Origin of the sequence: Paenibacillus cucumis (ex Kampfer et al. 2016), from assembly GCF_019748695.1 — a bacterium.
Taxonomy (GTDB): Bacteria; Bacillota; Bacilli; order Paenibacillales; family Paenibacillaceae; genus Paenibacillus; species Paenibacillus polysaccharolyticus.
The window spans coordinates 216,562-237,404 of the sequence record NZ_JACLIC010000007.1; the positions used below are offsets into that span (position 1 = coordinate 216,562).

Annotated in this window: 24 protein-coding genes and 1 pseudogene; all 25 read right to left on the reverse strand. The window is 38.0% G+C overall.

The features are described from left to right. Window positions 1–80: 80 nt before the first annotated feature. The 25 genes and pseudogenes from H7T88_RS04165 to H7T88_RS04285 all read right to left on the reverse strand — a co-directional run bounded on the left by H7T88_RS04165 (window position 81) and on the right by H7T88_RS04285 (window position 20,043). Window positions 81–542: an SRPBCC family protein gene (locus H7T88_RS04165; protein ID WP_221787136.1), complete on the reverse strand. Its 462-nt coding sequence runs from the start codon at window positions 540–542 to the stop codon at window positions 81–83. 85 nt (window positions 543–627) lie between these two features. Further along, window positions 628–933 carry a DUF2834 domain-containing protein gene (locus H7T88_RS04170; RefSeq protein ID WP_312027577.1) on the reverse strand — a complete coding sequence of 102 codons (306 nt, stop codon included), beginning with the start codon at window positions 931–933 and terminating at the stop codon, window positions 628–630. A gap of 94 nt (window positions 934–1,027) precedes the next feature. Further along, a complete protein-coding gene (locus H7T88_RS04175; protein WP_221787139.1) occupies window positions 1,028–1,351 on the reverse strand; it encodes a hypothetical protein in 324 nt (107 codons plus the stop codon). Window positions 1,352–1,386: 35 nt separating this feature from the next. Next, entirely contained in the window at window positions 1,387–1,968 is a 582-nt protein-coding gene (locus H7T88_RS04180; protein WP_154982843.1) for a DJ-1/PfpI family protein, read from the reverse strand. 185 nt (window positions 1,969–2,153) lie between these two features. Further along, window positions 2,154–2,648 carry a GNAT family N-acetyltransferase gene (locus H7T88_RS04185; RefSeq protein WP_221787140.1) on the reverse strand — a complete coding sequence of 165 codons (495 nt, stop codon included), beginning with the start codon at window positions 2,646–2,648 and terminating at the stop codon, window positions 2,154–2,156. A gap of 69 nt (window positions 2,649–2,717) precedes the next feature. After that, on the reverse strand, window positions 2,718–3,137 hold the full coding sequence (locus H7T88_RS04190; protein WP_221787141.1) for a DUF7674 family protein: 420 nt from the start codon (window positions 3,135–3,137) through the stop codon (window positions 2,718–2,720). Continuing rightward, window positions 3,130–3,606, reverse strand: coding sequence for a hypothetical protein (locus H7T88_RS28620; RefSeq protein WP_260510723.1), 477 nt, complete (start codon window positions 3,604–3,606; stop codon window positions 3,130–3,132). Before H7T88_RS28620 ends, H7T88_RS04190 begins: the two co-directional genes overlap by 8 nt. After that, window positions 3,566–4,333 (reverse strand): nucleotidyltransferase domain-containing protein, encoded by a 768-nt coding sequence (locus H7T88_RS04200; protein WP_221787144.1) that lies wholly within the window; start codon window positions 4,331–4,333, stop codon window positions 3,566–3,568. Before H7T88_RS04200 ends, H7T88_RS28620 begins: the two co-directional genes overlap by 41 nt. Before the next feature lie 73 nt (window positions 4,334–4,406). Continuing rightward, window positions 4,407–4,829 (reverse strand): GNAT family N-acetyltransferase, encoded by a 423-nt coding sequence (locus H7T88_RS04205; RefSeq protein WP_260510715.1) that lies wholly within the window; start codon window positions 4,827–4,829, stop codon window positions 4,407–4,409. A gap of 45 nt (window positions 4,830–4,874) precedes the next feature. Continuing rightward, on the reverse strand, window positions 4,875–5,363 hold the full coding sequence (locus H7T88_RS04210; RefSeq protein ID WP_221787148.1) for a hypothetical protein: 489 nt from the start codon (window positions 5,361–5,363) through the stop codon (window positions 4,875–4,877). Window positions 5,364–5,407: 44 nt separating this feature from the next. Beyond that, window positions 5,408–6,205, reverse strand: a complete 798-nt coding sequence (locus H7T88_RS04215; RefSeq protein WP_221787150.1) for a phosphotransferase — start codon at window positions 6,203–6,205, stop codon at window positions 5,408–5,410. A 264-nt stretch (window positions 6,206–6,469) separates the two neighbouring features. Continuing rightward, window positions 6,470–6,802, reverse strand: a pseudogene (locus H7T88_RS29130) (GNAT family N-acetyltransferase); the annotation flags it as partial. Between the two features lie 25 nt (window positions 6,803–6,827). After that, window positions 6,828–7,325 carry a DUF6933 domain-containing protein gene (locus tag H7T88_RS04225; protein ID WP_221787154.1) on the reverse strand — a complete coding sequence of 166 codons (498 nt, stop codon included), beginning with the start codon at window positions 7,323–7,325 and terminating at the stop codon, window positions 6,828–6,830. 288 nt (window positions 7,326–7,613) lie between these two features. Beyond that, complete coding sequence (locus tag H7T88_RS04230) at window positions 7,614–8,381, reverse strand: GNAT family N-acetyltransferase (protein ID WP_221787157.1); 768 nt, start codon at window positions 8,379–8,381, stop codon at window positions 7,614–7,616. Window positions 8,382–8,514: 133 nt separating this feature from the next. Continuing rightward, a complete protein-coding gene (locus H7T88_RS04235) occupies window positions 8,515–8,907 on the reverse strand; it encodes a DUF6547 family protein (protein WP_260510694.1) in 393 nt (130 codons plus the stop codon). Window positions 8,908–9,492: 585 nt separating this feature from the next. Next, window positions 9,493–10,788, reverse strand: coding sequence for an FRG domain-containing protein (locus H7T88_RS04240; RefSeq protein WP_221787159.1), 1,296 nt, complete (start codon window positions 10,786–10,788; stop codon window positions 9,493–9,495). A gap of 197 nt (window positions 10,789–10,985) precedes the next feature. Next, on the reverse strand, window positions 10,986–11,771 hold the full coding sequence (locus H7T88_RS04245; protein WP_221787162.1) for an abortive infection family protein: 786 nt from the start codon (window positions 11,769–11,771) through the stop codon (window positions 10,986–10,988). A gap of 184 nt (window positions 11,772–11,955) precedes the next feature. Continuing rightward, a complete protein-coding gene (locus H7T88_RS04250) occupies window positions 11,956–12,279 on the reverse strand; it encodes a hypothetical protein (RefSeq protein ID WP_221787163.1) in 324 nt (107 codons plus the stop codon). Between the two features lie 280 nt (window positions 12,280–12,559). Next, window positions 12,560–13,177 carry a bis(5'-nucleosyl)-tetraphosphatase (symmetrical) YqeK gene (yqeK, locus tag H7T88_RS04255; RefSeq protein WP_221787175.1) on the reverse strand — a complete coding sequence of 206 codons (618 nt, stop codon included), beginning with the start codon at window positions 13,175–13,177 and terminating at the stop codon, window positions 12,560–12,562. A 146-nt stretch (window positions 13,178–13,323) separates the two neighbouring features. Then, entirely contained in the window at window positions 13,324–14,034 is a 711-nt protein-coding gene (locus H7T88_RS04260) for a hypothetical protein (RefSeq protein ID WP_221787178.1), read from the reverse strand. Between the two features lie 155 nt (window positions 14,035–14,189). After that, window positions 14,190–14,933, reverse strand: coding sequence for a hypothetical protein (locus H7T88_RS04265; RefSeq protein ID WP_221787180.1), 744 nt, complete (start codon window positions 14,931–14,933; stop codon window positions 14,190–14,192). A gap of 199 nt (window positions 14,934–15,132) precedes the next feature. Then, window positions 15,133–15,846 (reverse strand): helix-turn-helix domain-containing protein, encoded by a 714-nt coding sequence (locus tag H7T88_RS04270; RefSeq protein WP_221787181.1) that lies wholly within the window; start codon window positions 15,844–15,846, stop codon window positions 15,133–15,135. A 199-nt stretch (window positions 15,847–16,045) separates the two neighbouring features. After that, window positions 16,046–16,621 (reverse strand): hypothetical protein, encoded by a 576-nt coding sequence (locus tag H7T88_RS04275; RefSeq protein ID WP_221787185.1) that lies wholly within the window; start codon window positions 16,619–16,621, stop codon window positions 16,046–16,048. A gap of 137 nt (window positions 16,622–16,758) precedes the next feature. Beyond that, complete coding sequence (locus H7T88_RS04280) at window positions 16,759–17,868, reverse strand: tyrosine-type recombinase/integrase (protein ID WP_260510695.1); 1,110 nt, start codon at window positions 17,866–17,868, stop codon at window positions 16,759–16,761. 132 nt (window positions 17,869–18,000) lie between these two features. After that, the gene (locus tag H7T88_RS04285; protein WP_221787186.1) at window positions 18,001–20,043 is read right to left on the reverse strand and encodes a B12-binding domain-containing radical SAM protein; all 2,043 of its coding nucleotides are present in this window, start codon (window positions 20,041–20,043) and stop codon (window positions 18,001–18,003) included. Window positions 20,044–20,843 lie beyond the last annotated feature (800 nt).

Sequence of the window (20,843 nt, forward strand, 5' to 3'; positions counted from 1 at the left end):
CATCTTGTTTTCTCATATGGTTTGTTAACCACAAATGAAATATACGACTATTCCAAAAAGATGTATATAACGTTCTTCTATTATTCACTTTGCATCTCTATTAAGAATTTCAATTGTTGATTTCGATACATGAGGAAACGCTTCATATATGATTTTAATATAAGTCTTTCGGTGACCCAGCCTATAACCCCGAACGGAGCAACCATAGTAAGCCGATCTTTCATGAGTGTCTTGCCGTTATGTTCTTCAAAAATATGCTCATGGCGCAAGCTTTTAAACGCACCTTTCAGCATTTCATCTACAAAATAATAAGGAGCTTGGTACGCTGTGATCCTTGACGTCAACTTTTGCCTAATCCAAAAATGTCTTGCCTCGAAGGTTACCGTATCTTCATAATTTATTTTTCCCGAAGTAATTCCTGCGACAGCTTTCTCTTTCGTATGTTTCCAGACCGTTTGTGTATGAACATCAATATCTCTAGCCATATCAAAACATAACTCTATTGGAGCATCGATTAGAATCTCTGTCTCAACTATAACCACTCCACAATCACCTCGATACGTAACGAATGATTTATTGAATTAGAACTACATGAATCTGCCACTGACTTATAATCCATTTCCCAGTTTATCTATTCTTCATTTTATCCATATGAATTTCACGCAATAATAAAAATAATGGCAGTCCAAAAGAAACGCCAACGGTTAATGTTCCAATGATCGGTAACCACATATGCTTTACTCCAATTCGTTTTCCTTCATATATGATAAACCCAATCAAAACAACCGCGGAGATCAGTACATCCAGCCAAGCAAACTCGCTAATCCGATTCTGTCTTGCTTCATTGATTAGCATAGTTAGATTGAATCCGTTTTCACCAATCCATGGAATAAACGCCATGTAGGGCAGTGCTATTCCTAATATGGTTAACACCCCGAAGAAATACTTCAACCTCTCACCTCATTAATATATTATGTCCCTCTAAATTTAACTATTGGTAATGACTCTCGTGCACCTAGGCAGCATTCTAGAATGCCCACCTATGATCCTCTGGCAAACACTCATCACAGAGTAATCGATCATCGACAACCGCTCCGTTGTTTAGTTCATCTATATGATCCGGTTTTTCTCTGTCGGTTACCCACGAGTTACATTTGAAGCACTTTCCGCAGTTCATTGTTTCTGAATTCAGTAAGATAGTAGAACTACTCTGCCAATCTAATTTTAGATTTTCCCCGACTATCATTTCGTTCTCAAGTTCTGGAATCAATTGGTCACCCATTTCTTTGTATTCTTCATCACTTAGATCAATTAAATAAGCAACCTTAACAAGATACGTTTTCTTATTCATTTCCTTCACCCTTTAATTTGTCCTCTGCAAAAAAACTACACTTCAATGATTCCTACTGCAGTGTAGGGATAATCAATCTGCTTCTTTACTATATTGGCCTCTTCTTGGCCTGCAAATAATTCAATCAAATATAGTCCCAAATCAATCGATGTCGCTACGCCTCCCGCAGTGATCACGTTTCCATCCTTTACGATTCTCGTTTTAGCTACTTCTTTGCAGTAAGGCTCAAGTAAGTCATATACATTAGGATGGGTTGTTGCTATCTTGTCCTTTAAGAAACCGGCAGCCCCTAACAAAAGTGAACCCGTACAAACCGAGATTTTGTAGCTTACAGATTCGGCAGTTCGAATCCAATCTACAAATTCATTATCTTCTTTTAGTTTTCTAGTCCCCATGCCTCCTGGAATAAAAACAAGGTCATATGGAGATAAATCAGGTTTTATGACATCCACCTTTACGCTCATCCCAAGTTCATCCGTCACTTCCTCAGTCAATCCACAGATGTCCCATGTCGTTCCTTTGGTTTGGTCAAATAAGTTCAATCGATAGATAACGTCATAGAAACCAACAAAATCAAGAAATGTTACTCCATTGAATAAAATGAAGGCCATCTTCATAGAATCATTCCTCTCCAAGATTAAGTGATTCACTTCTATGAAATATTCTTTAATCCCTTATCGATCTCTTTTTGATCGTAATCAAGAATCGCCTGCAGTAGTGGATTGAGATCTCTCCCTCTCACTCGATTTAATCAATCACAGGCTCCATAAAGTTTTCATCGGGATTTGCAACCTAAAGGTCGTCACCTATGTAATTCAAGTCTACATCCTGTCCTATCTTTAAACTTGCCAGCTTCAAAAATAAAGTCATTCACTTTTTTAAATCCGTTCTTCTCAAGGACCTTTAACGAACCTTTATTGCTCGCCAAACAAGCACTTCTAAGAATTTGAAGATCCAATTCATGAAACGCAAATTCAATAGCCTTTTGGGCTGCGACTGTGCCTATGCCTTGATTCCAGAAAGGAACTGCAATCCAGTAATCCAACTCTGCTGTTTTCTCAGTTAGATCCACAGCATTTATAGACATGACACCCGCAAATTGATCATCCGATAAAATAGTAAATACATAAGATATCCCTTGTTCACGTCTAGCCATCACCATGTTCACCCATGATTCTCCTGCTCCGTCTGGATAAGGATAGGGAACATTGCTTGTCTCTGAAATTTCAGGGTAACTTGCATATTGCTGTACATATTCAGCATCACAAGGTAAGACAAAGCGAAGCGTGACTTTCATAAGAATCATCTCCTTTTCGGGCTTTTGAATGATTCTAGGGTTGCTTCAAAATCACCAACATCCAGAACATTATGATTGTTCCTTAATCGGTCCTCCAATGTATGGAGTCTTCCCATTCCAATAATCAATTACATGATTCCACCATCGTTTTGATTCTGGTTTTAAACATTTTTCAATTTCACTATACTCAATATTCTTATCCGATAATTGGTTCTGTAATGATTCCAGAATACCGACTGTAGCAAATTCTTTAACAAATGAATCTCCATTCGTATGAAGCTCTTCAATGACTTCGAATAGTGCATCGAATTCATCCGTGTTTTTACGTTGATAACACTTAATAACATGTTTGACGAAGTCACTTATATCGACATAGATCAATCTCTCTTCTCCAAGTTCATAGTTCTCTTGGATGTACCGTTCGTATCTATCTTTATAGGAGGGCACGGCTATTAATAACCTCTCCATGATTTCTTCTTTTTCAATCATTGTCGTATTCACCTTCGTTCCAGGTTCGCATCTCTCTAACATAGGGTGTGACTGCAAAACAGTCTTCCAGATCGCTCTCATCTTGAGCCCAATAATTAATAGTATGGATATGTAACTCATAGTCTTTACGTAGATTTTGTTTTATTCTATTCCATAGTTTTTGACCATCCGTTCCTTTTCCTTCGGAAAGGTAGTCATCCAATGAAGAGATCATAATGATCATCAGTGTAAATTTCTCATTGTCGTTTAATTGATGATTCTCGTAATACGTAATAAATTCATCTAATCTCGATGCATCAGCCGACGTATACTCCCAGTCCTGTGAAAATGGAGTGAGTGGCGGCAGATTCAACTTTTGTATGAGACTTTCCATGGATGCTTGTTCAACATATTTAGGAGTAGCCTCCTTCATCTGTCCCACCTCACCTTCATTTTGAATTTCTGAAAGCAGCCATTGTATGTAAGGCATTCTCGAAATAGCGATATACTTCCTCTGCATTTCTTAGAAACTCTTCAACAGGTACATGACTACTATCCAAGTAACAAGCATACAGATATTCAACTAAAGCAGGATCAATCTCGCAATAGTTTAATATAGCATTTTTCATCTTAGTCATGTCGTCTTCCCATACCCCTGTATCTTCTATAATCAATGAATATAATGCACGAAGTAATCTCTTCGAGTAACCTTTAGTATATCTAGTTTTCAGCGCGTCATCACTAGCATTAGAAAGTGAACGATGTACACGATCCACTTCCTCCTTGGTATCTCTATTTAAGTCTAAGATGAATTCTGGAGAGATAATGATCGGGGGTACTTTTTCACCAATGTCCTCCCCATGTATGCAAACACAAATGATCTTAACCCAAAAACCCCAATCATTCGGTCTACTTAATACATCATCCATCGAGCAAATGATCGTATCCATCTTCGTGACAAATGGGTATTCTTCCAAAAGCTTATCCTTGATATTTGACAATCTTTCGTAATCAATATCTTCGGGTTTTGCACATACAATCGTAAAGTCTGCGTCTGACTTATAAGGTTGAGCCGTTCCTTTGGGAATCGAGCCACACATATAAATGCTATGAATCTTATCTTTGAATTCGTTCAGGATATGCTCTACATACGTATCAACCAAATCCTTATATTCACTTTGTATATTAATTTGATTTATAACTTTTTCTAATATCATATGAATTCCTCCTAAACTAAGAACTTCTTTCAGCTATGTGTCCGGTGAATTTCTCTTGCTTGACATGCCTCTACTATGGTTTCTTTAAGTATTGGATCATTCCTGCACCATAACTTTCATTGGGTCTCTCCACGAATCCAAATTTCTTATAAAAATCCTCTTTACCTTTTGCCGACATGAGTCCGACTGAACTTCCTGGCGGATACGTACTTGTAATATACTCCATCAGTTCCGCCATTATTTTATTGCCTAAACCTAGCCTTTGATAGGAAGGTAACACGATAATATCTTGTATGTAAAAAGTAAACCCACCGTCGCCCACGATTCTTCCATATCCTACGATCTGCTCCTCAACCTCTATACAGATGGAATATAAAGTGTTCTTTAATCCACGTTCGATGGCCTCTATATTATCAGGATTACCCCAACCCACGATTTCCCTCAGATTCATATAATCTTGTACACTAATTTGTTTTTTGAGTATTTTCACTTCCATTGAAATCACCTTCGCTAAATTTATGGTGAAACTCCCTGCAATCCTCTACTGCACTTTGAATTCATTGAATTCACTCGATAAGCTTATTTTCTTTTGTTTGCCATCATTATTCATCATAAATTCGACATGTGTTTTAACTTTGTAATTGCCTGGCTGCTGGATAACGAATTCATAATATTCCTTACTTCGTTGATCTTGTCCATTATTTCTATATTCTTCACCTGGTCGAAGCTCAACCTGATAGCCAATAGCGTGTTCTAATAGCACGGTTGCGTCTGGAAGGATTCTCTCGCCAGCTTCATTATAAATCTCATAACTAAACATACCTGAGCCATGAGATATTTCCACTGCCTTTTTTGATGAATTTTTCAAATACCCTACGATTTGAAAAGTTTCGTTGACCTTAACATTTTCAATCTCATCTACTTCAACCTGAAAGATGGAGTCAGAAGGATCTTTTTCATTACTGGCCGAACAGGCAGGCAAAATTAAAAATAAGATCAAGGTCATGATTTTCATATTTAATTTTATCATTTGATACATTCACCTCATGAAAGATATCAGATAACGTAACGTACTCATAACAATAAAGTATCGATGATTTGATGAAACTTCATTCTATTCTCATCTAATTCAGATATGCCATATCCTTTCATAAACTCCTCTACTTCTTCTTCCTTATCCGTATAAAATGTAAGACTTTTTACAAGATAATAAATATCATAGTACGGATCGGATATCCCAGATGCTCCTACATCAATAAATGCTGCAATACGCCCCTTATGTAACATAACGTTTCCCGAACCATAATCACCATGCGTAAAAACCAGTTCTTCTGTCGATGCTTTATACATTTCCAAGAAATCCATCAATTGCTCAATGGTATGATTGGGAAATGACTTGTTAATAGCATCCTTGACTTCATGTTTTCTCTCAGTAATATTCTTCCTTACCATATCAATAAGCTTATCCGGCAAATTATCATTGAAATGACAATTATGAATGGGGATATTGTGTATTGTTCTTAAGCCCTCTCCCAGAATATAACCTAGACTTTTTTGGCCCTTTTCCTGCTTGTATTCTTCGGCAACACAGCCCTCTATGTAGGACATAACTAAATGTTCCTTACCGTTCTCCTTTAAATAACCAATAACTTTAGGAACCGGAACTCTATCATTGAGCCATTTTAATCTTTCTGCTTCGTCCATCAAACTACCGGAATCTTCAACATTTTTTTCTTTCAATACATACTTTATAGAATTACTAAACTCCAAAATGCACACCGATTGATAATGCCTTCCTTTTTCAATGGCTGTAGCACTCATTAATTCGGATAGATTGATTAATTTACTTGGTATAGATAATCTGTTATCCATGGTTTTGTACTCCTTAATTTTGTGTCATGCGCTGATTTCATTTAACGTTCCTATATTCATAAAATGACCCAGCCATAGATAGCTCTTATCTTAGGCTGGGTCATTTGTTGTCTGAGCTTCCTTCCATGATTAGCATCTGACAATCAAGGGTGATAACCCTGTAGCATGAATACTAGGTTATAGGATTTCAGCGTTTTCTTTGATACTTTGATATACCATAAAGATTTTTTAGTTGGTAACTCGTTCTTTTCCTATCGTAATCAACTAAAGGTTATCCATAGGAATCACATAATAAAGAGATTCGGCAGACACATCAAATCCTATGGACTGATACAGACTTAATGCACGTCTATTTTGAGTAACTACACTCAAGCGGATTGGAGAGTACTCTTGATTTTGCAAGAACTTAACTACCTTCGAAAGAATGTCACGGCCATACCCTCTCCCCTGAAATGCAGGAAGCACACAAAAATCATGGATTATGGCAGTATTCGTATGAAGACAATTAACTCTAATCATGCCTAAGGGTGTCAGACGGTCCATAGCAATATACGTAATACGTGATGACTCTTTAGTATGGCTCAGATACTCCCTAGTCCAAGACTCGGAATCTCCAAAAGCCTCAGATAATTATGTTGTAGTTGTTAATATTCCATAAGGATTCTTTAAAATAATTGATCGGTTCCTTGTAATCTATTGATTTATGAATCATTCTATTTAGCCACTTCATACGTTCAATGCTATCGTGAAAATCATCTTCAATAAACCACGTAACTTCTTTCATCGTTCCTAGGACGCTTCTATTGTTTGTTTTCGAGATAACTACTTCTTCGCTATTCGCAAAATATCTATTGATAAGACTTTCATTAACGCCCTCTCGGAGTAAGTATTCCCGAAGAGTTATCGAAAATTTTTCTTTCAAACGCTCTATTTGCCCTGTTCTGATTCCATCAATGATAATAGCTAATCTAGTTAAATCGTTCACAAAAACAATGTGTTTTCGTTTGTTCAAGTTATAAATATTTACATGCCAGCTTAAAAACAAAGCTGCATTGATATCTTCAACTGGAGTCACTTTCATATCTTTCAATAAGTCTTTGGTAAGTCTTAGTGCAAGCATTATGTTGTCCCCTCTCTTACTGATTTCGCCTAACGTTCCTCTATTCACGAGCCCGAAAGGCTTAAAGGAGCAAAGTGACTGGGTGGCTCAGCCACTTAGCCTTGCAGAAGTGCCTGCGGGAATCCAATTTTTCGAAAATCCTCGGACAAACCAAGGAGCGATAGCGACGCGGCGTAGATATGTTGTTATAGATGTATCCGCCTTCTTTGAAGTACCTACAATTATTTTCTTTGCAACACTCAACTACCGTGTCCTGTTATCTTAACGCAGTCCCTGTAGTGTGACTGTTTATATGGAATACACTTCGTATTCTTTTTCCAATTTGTAACCTAATTTTTCTGCAAGAGCAACTGACTCTATGTTGGCTGCCTCCCAGTTTGGGTGGATATTTCGGCTCAGGCATTCAAGAATCAATTTTGATGCGCAAGCTAGTGCCAAACCTTGGCGCCTGTACAAAGGATGTGTCCCAATTGTAACTTCAATACACCCTTCATGATAAGTATAAGAAGAAGCACCGGCAATAATCTGATTATCCTTGAGGATAACAAATCCAATTCCATGTTGCATAAATTCTTCTAAGGAAGAGAAGAAACAACAACAATCTGCCATAAAGGGATCTTGCAGTACCATTGGGTAAATATGTTCATCTATGGGTACGATTTTGAAAGCAGTATCCATCATTTTTATGTTCTCTTTTAATTGTTCTATTTGGAAAGTCGGTTCTTTCTTAAAGGAATACCGGTTAAACTTTTGGAATGAATCCGAGTAATGTCGAGATAAAAGGGATATCCAAGAAAACTCATTCGTAATTATGATTTTCCCCTTGCATTCTTCAAGAACAAACCGCAATGGAACATCTACTTCTTTCAAAGCTTCGACACTTCCAAGTAAGAATGCGAAATCTCCTGCAATAATTACGGAGTACGTGGGCTCCTTCTTACTGTCAATCCATGTCCTTCCTATATTTCCTTCTATACTCGCAAAAAGAACTGTATTACTTATACCGCTGCATAAAAAGTGAACAGCCTCGAGCTCATTTTTCTCTAATTCTAACACCAATTATTCCTCCCTTTGCGGCTATTTCTTATAACGTTTCTGTATTCATGAACCCCGAAGGAGTTATCTGCTGAAATCCCTCTTCGAAATGCTTCTCGCAAACCAAGACTCCGAAGGAGACGCAACTAGAATATTATGTTATACGAAGTCTTACTACTTCTCCGAATCCGGCCACGGATCTCCTTCTACATAACCAGTCAAAATACATCTCTGAATCAAAAGGTTCCTTTGCTATTTCAATGTCATTTTTTATTAATTTCATTCCATTCAGGTTTATTTCATCATTTAAGTAGACCAAAACGTCATGTATACCACCATCTCGTGATTGTTGAATGATTTGTGCAAGTAATTGTTTTTGTTCTTCAGACAGCGAACCAATGAATTCATTAACTTTTATATTTTCTTCTGTCTTTGGCCACCCAGTAGTCAGCACCCATCTCGATAATACTCCAGGCCGAATTTCGACTAATCCATCAATAAAATCTTTATAGTTCTGAAGACTGTTTGAATGTTTGTCTTCTTTCATATGGTCCTCCGCACTTTTTCAAATTTCGTATAACATTCTTGCATCAACAAACCCGAGAGGCTTAAGTAAAGCGAATGCGAAACGGATCGCAGACTTAGCCTTGCAGGGTTGGCACGTGGATCCATTTCTCTGCAACTTCTTATCCGTGACCGAAGAGCTTGCGACGATGCGCTAATGCTGTGTTATACATAGAGGGCTTGAGTTACTTTCAATCCCATAGATTTTTATTAACTTAAATTAGTCTAAAAAGTAGACTAGTGCCATTGATTGCAATCAAAATATATATATAAAACTTCACTTTTCTTAATGTTTGAACACTGTCTCCTTTGATTTTTCCATTAAGAAAATACAATGCTATTATTGATGCTATTAAACTTATGATGCTAAACACCGTTGACACCATACCCCACATAATAGTTTTCTCCTCATAGATAACGTAAAATTTTATGATAATTGCTTAAACTTCGTCCTTTCGTATAACATTGTTGTATTCACGGCCCGACTTATGTCGGGTGTACGGCGAATGCCGGATCAAGGGCGAACGCCGACTGCGTGAATATTTTGTTATCTGAAGGACTTTTCGAATTATTTGCTTATGAATTCAAATTTCTTTGCTATATACTTTGCTGTATTCTCGATATATGGAAAGACTGTACTATCATTAATATTTAATGCATCAAGTTCATTTAAAATCTTTTGCTTATTTACAATAGTTATCCTTCTTACTGTAATATCTTCGGTTCCTTCTTCATTCATAACTGCTTCATGACCAAAAAGCAAAAATGCTCCTGATTGTGAGTATATTCTACTATTTGCTCGCTTACTTTTAATACACAAGATATCTTGTAAGTCTGTTGGCACTATTCTTGGCTGAAAAAATGGCTTCTCTTCCATGATGTAATGAAGTAATCTACCAACAATTTGTTGCTTGTTAAATCCCTCCACATCAGCCTCGAATATAATGTTTTCTTTATCATCTTTCGATAATTTCGCTAGATTTGATATACAACTCGCTTTATCAGAATCAAAGTACTTAATATGACTCTTGTTTATTTTAAAAATAATAACCTCACCCTCAACATTCATGTTTCCATTTGAAGAACATGCAAAATACAAAGCGATAAGTGGATTAGAAGTTATATCTAGCAAGCGTGTTGGCAGTGAATAATGTTGCATTCTTACTAACTTATCCAAAGTACTCGTATCCATTGAAAAATCAGAAGAATTAGATAATATCATTTCATTAAACATTACATTTTCGTTGTCAAGAAATTTGTAATTTCCGGCTTTATCTTTTCTAAAAAGAGAGGGTACAAGTTTATATACTTTTTTATCTGAATGCCCTCTATAAAAAGTATCATTGTCTTGATCATTGCTTAGCTTAAAAATTTCTTCAATATATGATTTTACCGACTCTACTACTATACTATCTGATTCCACTGGATCAGGTAGAACAGTATCATTCTTATCTACTTCAATCTTAATAAGGTTTGCTTCACTTAGACGTATTAATAAATCTTCATCTTTGATTGCCCAATGAGTCCGATTAATCTCCCAACCTCTGATGTCTAATAATAACGCGATATCTTCCAAATCCGAAGATTTTATAGTTGGTATTTCTTTATCAAATGAATACTCAATAAGATACATTCTTCCCCTGTCAGTAATCTTTTCCAAATAACCAACTTTGGAATACCCTTCAAAACCCTCATAAGTGAACAAACAAGGATATGATTTAAGTACATCCAATTGATCTTGTTTAGCATTTTTAAAAACATCACTGATATCCATGTTTGTATACTCTAAAAATCTACTTTTATCTATTTCATAATGATGTTTTTCCCAAGCGTCATCTTGGCTAGTAATAAAAAGGTTATACATTTTGTCACTCCTAGTTTTGTAATATGTATTCTTTCAGATAACGTTCCTGTATTTATGAACCCCAGAGGGGTTGTCTGCTGAAATGCCTCTTCGAAATCCACCAAGCAGACCAAGGCTTCATCGGAGCCGCAGTATGAATATTATGTTAGCTGATGTTTGGTACTTCTTTGTTCAGCTTCCAAACGCTCTCCCTCTCCCTATATCTTGGAATCAATATAGTTCAAAATACTTCTAAATAAATTTATAACAAGTTTTGCCTCTTCTTCACCGATTATTTCTTCATTAGGATGTGTATAAGATTTGTTATTTCTTATATCATTTAAATTCTCAAGCAGTTTACCAATCGCATTAATGATTTGATTGATTGGTAAATGACTTTGTGAATAATCTACAAGTATACTAGGATGTTCCTGTTTCAACTTACTCCAGTAATCTTGTATTCTAGGATTGTTTTCTTTAAGTATCAGTCCTGCATTTTTGCAAGTTTCTTTTAAGTAGCCATGTAGAGCAGTATGTGCTCTATCAACAGCACTTCGACAATTATGTTGAGAAATCAATGTTTGACACTGATCAAGTGTTTCTTGTACGAAATTATAATTGTAGACAAGGTCTTTTGCTTCAAGTAATCCTTGCCCTTTTAATCCAGAAATCCAAGTCAGTATATTATAGTGAATTCGTTTTTTTTGCTCGAATTCATATTGAGTCAAGAATCCTTCATTGAACCGGTCTTCAAAATACTCCAAAGTACATTTATCTATTACTCCCTGTAATATCTTCGACTGAATAAACGGTTCAGCTTCGGATAATATTTTTATAAATCTTTGTCTTGTTGTACCTTCATATTCATTGGGATCAATGTCTACACCACAATACATAGGATAAAATTGAGCATGAGAAGCATATGTAAAGTTACCAAGGTAACCTCCTTCGCCACCGATGTACCCCAGGACACTGTTTACTTCCTTACCACCTAGTTTTTCCATCAGTGATCACTCCAAGCAGATTTTTAATTTTGTTTTACCGAAATTTCAGATAACGTTCCCGTATTCACGACTCGACATATGTCGAGTGTCTGGCGAATGCCAGACCAAGGGCATATGCCCGCAGCGTGAATATTATGTTAGACGAAGTCTTACTCTTCTTCGATACGCTTGATTTTTCTTATATCTACTTTCTTCTTATTGATGTGATTTTCCATTCTTTTTGTATGTTTTGAATGCCCTTTATCCAATTCACTTCTATAATTTCTTTCTGATCTTCGTCTTCATAAATAATGTTTACAACAGCTTCTCCTCTCTGATCAGTCTCGTTGATCGCAGTTATAACTATGTCTTTGACTCGCTTTATCTTATACTTTGTTGCCATCTTATTCATTGTAGAGTAGTAATCAATAATGCTTGCTTCCTTGATATTCCAATCTAAAAGCTCTTGCGACTCTTCTAACCTCTGGCTGTATAACAGCTCGTAATAATTATAAATAATATCTTCCACAGTTTTTGCTACCTGCCTTTGCTTGAGAGGTATAAATAAAAGGCACTTTCCATTCACTTCACATACTTTTTTATAGCTTATCTCGCTTTGGTAAGATTTCGTCTAACGTACCTGTATCCACGACGTCCCACCTACTTAAGCGACCAACGGAAGCGGCCGCGATGCGATTAGTCGGTGCGGATGTGTCCGCTGATTCTGCTTCCCTGCCGATCGCTTCAAGCGGACCGAGGGCCGTCAGGCCCGAAGCATGGATATGATGTTAGCAGATGTTAATGTCATCTTAGAATTGCTTCAAAAGTTCTTCTCTTGCTTTTATTAACCACGGATGGACTAATTTCAATTTGTCTCTTTGTTCCCATATGTTATTTAAATAGATTAGTATTCCTTCTGTTATTTTGTGTTCATCCACTTTTGTTCGTATGTCCTTCAAATATTGATGGTCTCCTGGAAGTTCCCATGAGATCTTATCAGAAATAAATAAGACTTTATCCAATAAAGAGGAATGTGGCTTCATAGTTGTATGACACTCTATTGCACTTAACATTTCTTGATCATCAATTTTAAATATTTCAAAAGCCATTGCTTTTGATAGCTTTTGATGTAAGATTCGGGCATAAGTTCTCTCTTCCGGCAAGATTTCTATTGAAAGCACTTCTGCAACATGTAACATTTCTTTCACTGGAATGACATTACTTATATCATGAAGAAGCCCTACTTGCTCCGCTTTCAATGGATCTGCATTATATAATTGAGCAACTCGTCTTGCTTCAGCTGCGACTTTCAATGTATGTTCCAATGTTTCTTTGTCATTATGTATTGTGAAAAACTTCTGGATATCATACTTTAGGTCATTCGTTAATTTAAAGTTTGGCACAAACTGTTCAAGTATGGTGTTCATGTTTTTGGGTTCCCCTTTGCATTAATTTCTGCTAACGTTCCTGTATTCACGACTCGACGCATGTCGAGTGTCTGGCGTATGCCGGGCCAAGGGCGTATGCCCGCAGCGTGAATATTATGTTAGCTGATGTTGCTTGCCGTATTAAATTACTCAAGATTCAAATTATAGATTTCATTGTTTAAAAGCCATGATATAGGATAATTCAAATCTAGTTCCTCAAAAAACATTTCTGTAAGCTTTATGGAAGAATGTATACCCCATTTGATGAACTCGTAACTTAAACATTTATCAGGAAAAAATGGATCAGGCGAATTAGCAAAAGGATTTAGACCAAATTTATTTTTCAGTTTCTTTTCTAAAGCCTGCTCAGTTATTTTTTCTGGGAATTCCGATTCAGTTGTAACCCATTCTGGCTCATAGTGAGTAATTGCATTTCTAACTTGAATTAATAAATACACATCTTGATAAGGGCTAACTCCCTTTTTAAAAAGATTTTTATCAGCTAATGTAAGAGCGATTTGATATTTCTCTAAAATACTGTATTTAGCTGTCTTTGGTACACCTAGTTCCCACATTGAGTTAATTAATTCTCTCTTCTTAGATTGTAATCTCTTATTATTATTATAATTCACATCTTTTATATTGGAGAAAAATTCATTTATTGTAGCTTCTAAATAACCAACTGTACACAATAGTGCGCCTGTAACATAAGATTCATATTGAATTCGAGTAACTACATCATTACTATTGTTTTTATTTTTCTCGACTTCTAAAGCACTCCTTGCCAAAAATACTGCAGACTGTATCTGATTAAAAGAAAAATTAGTTTTTAGTGTAATTTCATAGTTATCAGTCATTTTTATCTCCTTTAACTTAAATGTACTAGGCAATTTCAGCTAACGTTCCTGTATTCACGACTCAGCTTATGCTGAGTGTCCGGCGAATGCCGAACCCAGGACGAATGTCCGCAGCGCGAATATTATGTTAGATGAAGTATGGTCCTCTTGAAAAGCTAACAGCTGTTTTTTTTAAATTGTAATAGTTTATTGAATACTCTATTAAATTGAAAACTGGCATTTGAATAATTATACTTCATACTCTGACTTCTTAACTTTCTGTTTTTAATAAAACCTAATTTATGAATTGAAATTTTATCATAAAGAATGAGAAATTCAGTAAGTTCACTTACCGTACGGTCATCGAAGTACAAATAATCATCATCAAAGAAGACTGTCAATCGATCATTAGTTGAGTCATAATCCAATTTAAAGCCTCTACGAATATACCCATCCCACAATTTTTGTTTGTCTGGATTCGAAAAATATTCTGTAACATTCGCTACAATATAATCAAATTTCTTTAATTTGCAAATAGTAATTCGGTGATTACCGGTATCAACATAATATTCATTATTTAGTTTTATAAAACATGGTCGATCATTTTCATCAGAAGATATATCCCGAGTTAATTGTTCAGTATAATAGGATGAATTCCCCAGATAGTTTGATACAATTCTTTCTCTCCTTTTAAGTTTTGTGAATATGTCTAAAAATGATAGACCTTCGTATGAAGGATGTAATGTGCCTACTATTTCTTTAATATATACCACATGGTTTGTATGCTGTTTATCTGAATCGTATATATAGTAGTTGCATCTAAACTGCTTGGTTTTGCTTAAATTGCTTTCGTCTATTTCAAATAGATGAACCCCCATGGATTCTAACTCTTGTTTTAAAGTATGTGATAACTCTTTCATCTTTCTTCCTCTTTCTATTGTCATATTTCATCTAACGTTCCTGTATTCACGACCCGACGCATGTCGGGTGTCCGGCGACTGCCGGATCAAGGACGAATGCCCGCAGCGTGAATATTATGTTATCGGATTTCAATGCTATGTTCGAAACAAACATCATCTTCGAGTTACGATTTAATAAAATCAATACATTTTTTGTATATCAGCTATATTCTTTTTCGAAATCATTCAATTCTGCTATTGAAGTGATAACCCCCATTTGAATTGTTATTACATTCTTTGAAAGTAAATCGGTAGACAAGCGTGTGAATTCTACGTTTTTATTTAATTCTAGATAACTTCTCATTTTATTTAGAATGGACTTAACTTCCGCACGATGGTTCTCGTCATTTATACGATGAGCAACAAAGAAATCTGTATAGTTAACTACTAACTTATTTTCTAATTCCACAATTTCAATATTTATCACATAATCTTTTCCTTCTTTGGCACATAAATATTCTTGTACGATTCTTCTTGCATCCCGATAATTGTCGCATTTCCTCATGTTTTCCAAAACCTCAATAGGTACGTCCTCATCAATTTGAGTTGTATAAATATTCCGCCCATTAAAACAGATAGATTGTTTAGGTTTTGATTCATCGTCTATCCGATTCCACAACTCAAATACCTGAACCTTATCTTCTTCTCCAAAAACTGCTCTCATTGCAGTTGCAGAAATATACCAATCTGGTGATCCTTTAAGAGTAAATCTTTTTACCAAACCATTTTGAATGAAATCGTTAAATCTTCCGCGATTTAATGCAGCAATCACCGTATTTCTCTTAAGCTTCCATCGAAATGCAGCTTCATTCGGAGTAAAAAAATCATTATCTTTAAAGTATTCATCTGGATGTTTTTCTTCAAAATTTTTCATAACATCTCACCCCAATCATCATTTGATGACATCGTATGTCATCAAATGATGATTGTCAATTTAATTTTCTATTCCCTCTCATTGATTTCCGATAACGTTTCTGTATTCACGACTCAGCGTATGCTGGGTGTCCGGCGAATGCCGGACCCAGGACGTATGTCCGCAGCGTGAATATATTGTTAACTGATGTGCTTGCCTTTTATTTAACTTTCATAAAATTAATAATTTCTATTAGGTCTCCCGCCGATGATCCTGAAATGTCTATACTAGTTTGCTTTGTACAAAGATCATCGAGTATCTGTGAGAAAGGTATCAATCCTACTCCTTGTTGAGATATGTGTATAAGTTCTTTTTGATCTTTTACATTTCCATGAACTAGAATGTATTTCCAGTTCGCATTAAGCATGAATCTATTACGCAATTTCACTTTTTTATCTGTTTCATATTTATTTCGAACCCAAGCAATAGCGCATTCTTTAATTTGTTGCTCATTTCTTAACTTGGCACTAGTTTTTGTAAGTCCTTTTAATTCTTCCATTAACTCTTTAGTAAGCTTGCTTATGTAACCTACAGGCCTGACACTGACCTGTACTTCACAATAAATACAATCCCATGTATTTATATCTGTATTTTTACTTGCGAGAATATCAATTTCATCGATGTTTTCTTTAATACCACAAATCGTAAAATAACCATTTCTATTAAACCACTCTTCTACAAGTGTTTCTGCTTGTAATGCCATGCCATCACTCATTTCATTTTTTTGATCTTGCAAGTATTTCAGTTAACTTCTAATTTATGTACTTCATAAATACCACACATTCAAAGTAATATATGAACTACATATATGATAACCTATGGGGTGGTATTTGCGAAGAAAAATTTGGTGAAAAAGGGAGAACTTTGAGATACTCAATCTCCCATATCCATACGATCCAGCGGGCTTTGAATACGCTGGATATTTTTCGTGCTCACGTGCGTATATCGCTGTGTGGTTTGTGCACTTGTATGACCAAGAAGCTCCTGAATATAGCGCAGGTCTGTTCCGTTTTCCAGCAAATGTGTAGCAAAGGAGTGCCGCAAAGCATGAATGCTACACTTTTTTACAATACCTGCTCGTTGTCTAGCTTCTTCAAAAACCTTTTGTACACTGCGCTCTGTAAGATGTCGATCTGAAGATTGTCCCGGAAACAACCAACGATCAGGTTTGTATTCGGCGATGTACTTCTGTACAAACTCCCAAGCAAGATTGGATAGAAGAGTTCTCCGATCCTTTTGACCTTTTCCCTGCCTTACGATAATGGTTTGACGCTCAATATCCAGATCGCTATAGCGTAGACGAACGACTTCGCCTACACGGAGCCCAGCTGAGTACGTAAGGTAGAGAATCGTCTTATGCTTGAGATTAATCACAGCTTTCAGCAGTTGGGTGACTTCTGTTTCGGACATGACATTGGGCAGCTTCGTCTGCTTTTTGGGACGTATATATTGAAACTCGGCAGGATGGAGTAACACATGTTTACAATAAAATCGGATCGCACTAATCGTTTGATTCACACTGGAATGGGAAATTCCTCGCTCAAGTAAACTCAAACAATATGTGTGAACATGAGATGCACTGATTTCTGTATCGATCTGAGGAAGACTGGCCACAAATCGTTCAACCTGATTACAATATGCTTTAATCGTTTTACGACTGTATCCTCTTAATTTTAGAGCTTGCTGCAATTCTTCTCTCTTCCATTGTGTTTGCTCTCCACTTAACTTCCAGTTCCTTAAAAGCTCACTCTCTACCCACAACTCCGCGGAAATCTCTACATCTATCGCATTAAAGTGCTTTGTAAACTCCTGAAGAGATGCCTCTGAGTAGGGGATGATCCAGCGTTTTGCATCAGATTCCCACCTTCTTCCTGTTACCTGACGAATGCGCTGAATGTGGACCATATTATATGGAATTTGCACATATAATGTATCAGCAGAACCTTTGGTTAAAATGATGGAAGCTTCTGTTCGGTTGTTCATACGACATTCTCCTTAAGCCCAATTGGATATATGAATTCTATTGAATTTGGAAAATAAAAAAAGGAAGATCATTTTCATCCCGTAAGGGAGTCCAATGATCTTCCGATGCTTTCGGACATATGGTCGCTGCATCTACATGGCAGCGGCTTCTTCTCCCAGCGGCAGCGTGTAATACTGCGCCTGCTGGTCTTCGTGCTGCTGGTATACGACAACCAGCAGCGTCTGGCCTTTCGCGGCAAGCGGGCTGGCGCCAGCTAGCACACGCTCAAGCCGGAACGGAAGCACGTCCAGTACGGCGTGCTTCTGCAGTTCCTTTTCGCCGAGTCCCAGATCGGCGAAAGCACGGGCACCCATGACCGTCTGTGCGGTCATGGCCGAGGTCATCGGCAACGCACGCGAAGCGTTGCCTTTCCCCAGGTCCGCCGCTCCATCCGCGGCGGACTCTGCTGCGTCGCGCACTGCCAGCGACGCAGCATCCCCGGCATGGCTGCCGATCACACCCGCCGCATCCGCGGCAGTGTCCTCTCCGGCAGCCGCCGAAGTTCCGGCAGCGGCCGTTCCACTCGCGCCGCTGCTTTCCAGCCATGCCGAGCCAGAGGCTCCGGCAACACGAGGCAAGCGAACGTCTTCTGGACGTTCAGCCAACGTTTTCATATAGCCCGCCCATTGATCTTTCTGGAGCACATCGTCCCACCAGATTTTACGCGGCTTATACTTATGTCCCAGGAAATAATCCAGCTTCATCAAACCCAGAACAATATCCATGTGCGGCGTGTTCCGTGACTCTAAGAAGCTATGCAGACGAGTGAACAAATCCTCTAGCTGGTGTCCGATCTTCTGCCAGCCCTGACCCTCCCAGTAATCGCCAAAGGCCTGGAAGAAATCAAACGGTGAATCAAATTCCTGCTCCATCAAATACTTCAGCGTATGATCCATCCGGTGTGCATTCCAGTATTTCTCCAATACATCTTCGAGCCGCTTTAGGCGAACGATGTCGCTAAATGGCAACACGTCACTGCCCAAAATCTCATACGGCGCATGATCCATGTACGTATAATTGTACTTTTCCGCATCCAGACGCAGTCCCGTACCGCGAAGCATTTTCAGGAATCCAAGCTGTAGCTCTTCCGGCCCCAAAGCAAACACATCGTTAAACGTCTTGCGGAACGTATTGTAATCTTCCTCCGGTAGTCCTGCGATCAGATCCAAATGCTGGTCGATCTTGCCGCTGGCTTTGACCTTGTTCACCGTACGGCTCAGCTTGGCAAAGTTCTGACGGCGTTTCACCAGTTCATTCGTCGGATCATTCGTGGACTGCACCCCGATTTCGAAGCGGAACGTACCCGGCGGCGCATTCTCTGCCAAATAGTCGAGCACCTCAGGACGCATAATGTCAGCCGTAATTTCAAACTGAAACACCGTTCCCTGATGATTCTCGATCAAAAACTTAAACATCTCCATCGCATAATCCCGTTTGATGTTAAACGTACGATCCACAAACTTGATCAGCTTCGCACCCTTCTCGATCAGGTACAGAATATCCGACTTCGTCCGCTCGATATCGTAATACCGCACGCCGACTTCAATACTGGAAAGACAGAACTGACAACTAAACGGACAGCCCCGGCTGGTCTCAAAATAAACAACCCGCTTCCCGAGATCCGGGATATCCTCTTCAAATCGATGCGGCGAAGGCAGATCATTCAAGTCCGCTTTCGGACGTCCTGGCATGAGAATGACCTCTTCCCCTTTGCGATACGCCAGCCCATAGACAAAATGGAACTTTTTACTGCCCTCCAGCTCCGTCAAAAGCTGATGTAACGTTTCTTCCCCTTCACCCATGACGATAAAATCGACATTAGGAATCCGGTTCATCCAATATTCGGTGTCGTAGGACACCTCCGGCCCGCCGAGCAAAATTTTCACGTCAGGCATAACCTTTTTCAGATTATCAATTACTTTAATCGTCTCTTCAATATTCCAGATGTAACACGAAAACCCAATCACATCCGCCCCGCGCTGGTACAGATCCGACACAATATTCATGACCGGGTCTTTGATCGTATACTCCGCGAGCTCAATATCAAAATCCTTCTCACTGTACGCCTTCAAACACCGCAGCGCCAGCGAGGTATGGATGTACTTTGCATTCAAAGTCGATAAAATTACCTTCATGGTTCACAACCTTTGCCTGGACACCCAGACCATATATTTTTTTGGAAAAGTAAAGCCTCACAGCCATCCTGCCCCGGATGCTGCTCAGACAAACCTCTAATGCAAGTCCGAGCCTTATCTCTCGCCACACTTGCACAAAAGCACACCGGCAACCGCGCAAGTACATGCGCATCACGTAATAGTACCAACACACGCCCAGGAGCTATTAACAAGATCTAATAACCAGTCCTTATGTTATAACCGTCCACACCTCATAAACAAATCCCTAAATTATCTTCCAAAGAGTGGACACTTCTTTTAAAACACACTTTTTGCCCGACTAAAAACAAGATCTATTAACCAGTCCCTGTGCTATAACCGTCCATGTCTCATAAACAAATCCTCAATTTGTCTTTCAAAGAGTGGACACCTCTTTAAAAAACAAATACACTCTCCAGCCAACAAAAACTACAATATATAGACTTAATTCCTTCAAAATCACTATATACTGTATTCACACTCGTTAGCCACCTTTTACGTCCATGTCCACCCTCTAAAAGACAATCTCGCTCGTTTTGTCTACTCAGCAGGGACACACTTTATGAGATACTTATCCTGATTTTTGAATCCGTTTCTATCCCGATCTTGTCTCTGGTACTGGTTCTTATTGTGCTTCTTGTCTTGTTCGTTATCTTGTTCTACTTCTTTATCTGCATAAGATCTAGTTCTATTCTGTTTCTGTTCACGTTTCAGCGCACAATCCACTCCGATATGCTCATCCATCCAGGCACATTAGTCAAATATCGCCCAGCCCCATCGCC

Bases quoted from the DNA above. Each gene is read 5' to 3' on its own strand.
- H7T88_RS04175 (WP_221787139.1), bottom strand. From the start codon at position 1,351: ATGAATAAGAAAACGTATCTTGTTAAGGTTGCTTATTTAATTGATCTA.
- H7T88_RS04180 (WP_154982843.1), bottom strand. From the start codon at position 1,968: ATGAAGATGGCCTTCATTTTATTCAATGGAGTAACATTTCTTGATTTT.
- H7T88_RS04185 (WP_221787140.1), bottom strand. From the start codon at position 2,648: ATGAAAGTCACGCTTCGCTTTGTCTTACCTTGTGATGCTGAATATGTA.
- H7T88_RS04190 (WP_221787141.1), bottom strand. From the start codon at position 3,137: ATGATTGAAAAAGAAGAAATCATGGAGAGGTTATTAATAGCCGTGCCC.
- H7T88_RS28620 (WP_260510723.1), bottom strand. From the start codon at position 3,606: ATGCCTTACATACAATGGCTGCTTTCAGAAATTCAAAATGAAGGTGAG.
- H7T88_RS04200 (WP_221787144.1), bottom strand. From the start codon at position 4,333: ATGATATTAGAAAAAGTTATAAATCAAATTAATATACAAAGTGAATAT.
- H7T88_RS04205 (WP_260510715.1), bottom strand. From the start codon at position 4,829: ATGGAAGTGAAAATACTCAAAAAACAAATTAGTGTACAAGATTATATG.
- H7T88_RS04210 (WP_221787148.1), bottom strand. From the start codon at position 5,363: ATGATAAAATTAAATATGAAAATCATGACCTTGATCTTATTTTTAATT.
- H7T88_RS04215 (WP_221787150.1), bottom strand. From the start codon at position 6,205: ATGGATAACAGATTATCTATACCAAGTAAATTAATCAATCTATCCGAA.
- H7T88_RS04225 (WP_221787154.1), bottom strand. From the start codon at position 7,325: ATGCTTGCACTAAGACTTACCAAAGACTTATTGAAAGATATGAAAGTG.
- H7T88_RS04235 (WP_260510694.1), bottom strand. From the start codon at position 8,907: ATGAAAGAAGACAAACATTCAAACAGTCTTCAGAACTATAAAGATTTT.
- H7T88_RS04240 (WP_221787159.1), bottom strand. From the start codon at position 10,788: ATGTATAACCTTTTTATTACTAGCCAAGATGACGCTTGGGAAAAACAT.
- H7T88_RS04245 (WP_221787162.1), bottom strand. From the start codon at position 11,771: ATGGAAAAACTAGGTGGTAAGGAAGTAAACAGTGTCCTGGGGTACATC.
- yqeK (WP_221787175.1), bottom strand. From the start codon at position 13,177: ATGAACACCATACTTGAACAGTTTGTGCCAAACTTTAAATTAACGAAT.
- H7T88_RS04260 (WP_221787178.1), bottom strand. From the start codon at position 14,034: ATGACTGATAACTATGAAATTACACTAAAAACTAATTTTTCTTTTAAT.
- H7T88_RS04265 (WP_221787180.1), bottom strand. From the start codon at position 14,933: ATGAAAGAGTTATCACATACTTTAAAACAAGAGTTAGAATCCATGGGG.
- H7T88_RS04270 (WP_221787181.1), bottom strand. From the start codon at position 15,846: ATGAAAAATTTTGAAGAAAAACATCCAGATGAATACTTTAAAGATAAT.
- H7T88_RS04280 (WP_260510695.1), bottom strand. From the start codon at position 17,868: ATGAACAACCGAACAGAAGCTTCCATCATTTTAACCAAAGGTTCTGCT.
- H7T88_RS04285 (WP_221787186.1), bottom strand. From the start codon at position 20,043: ATGAAGGTAATTTTATCGACTTTGAATGCAAAGTACATCCATACCTCG.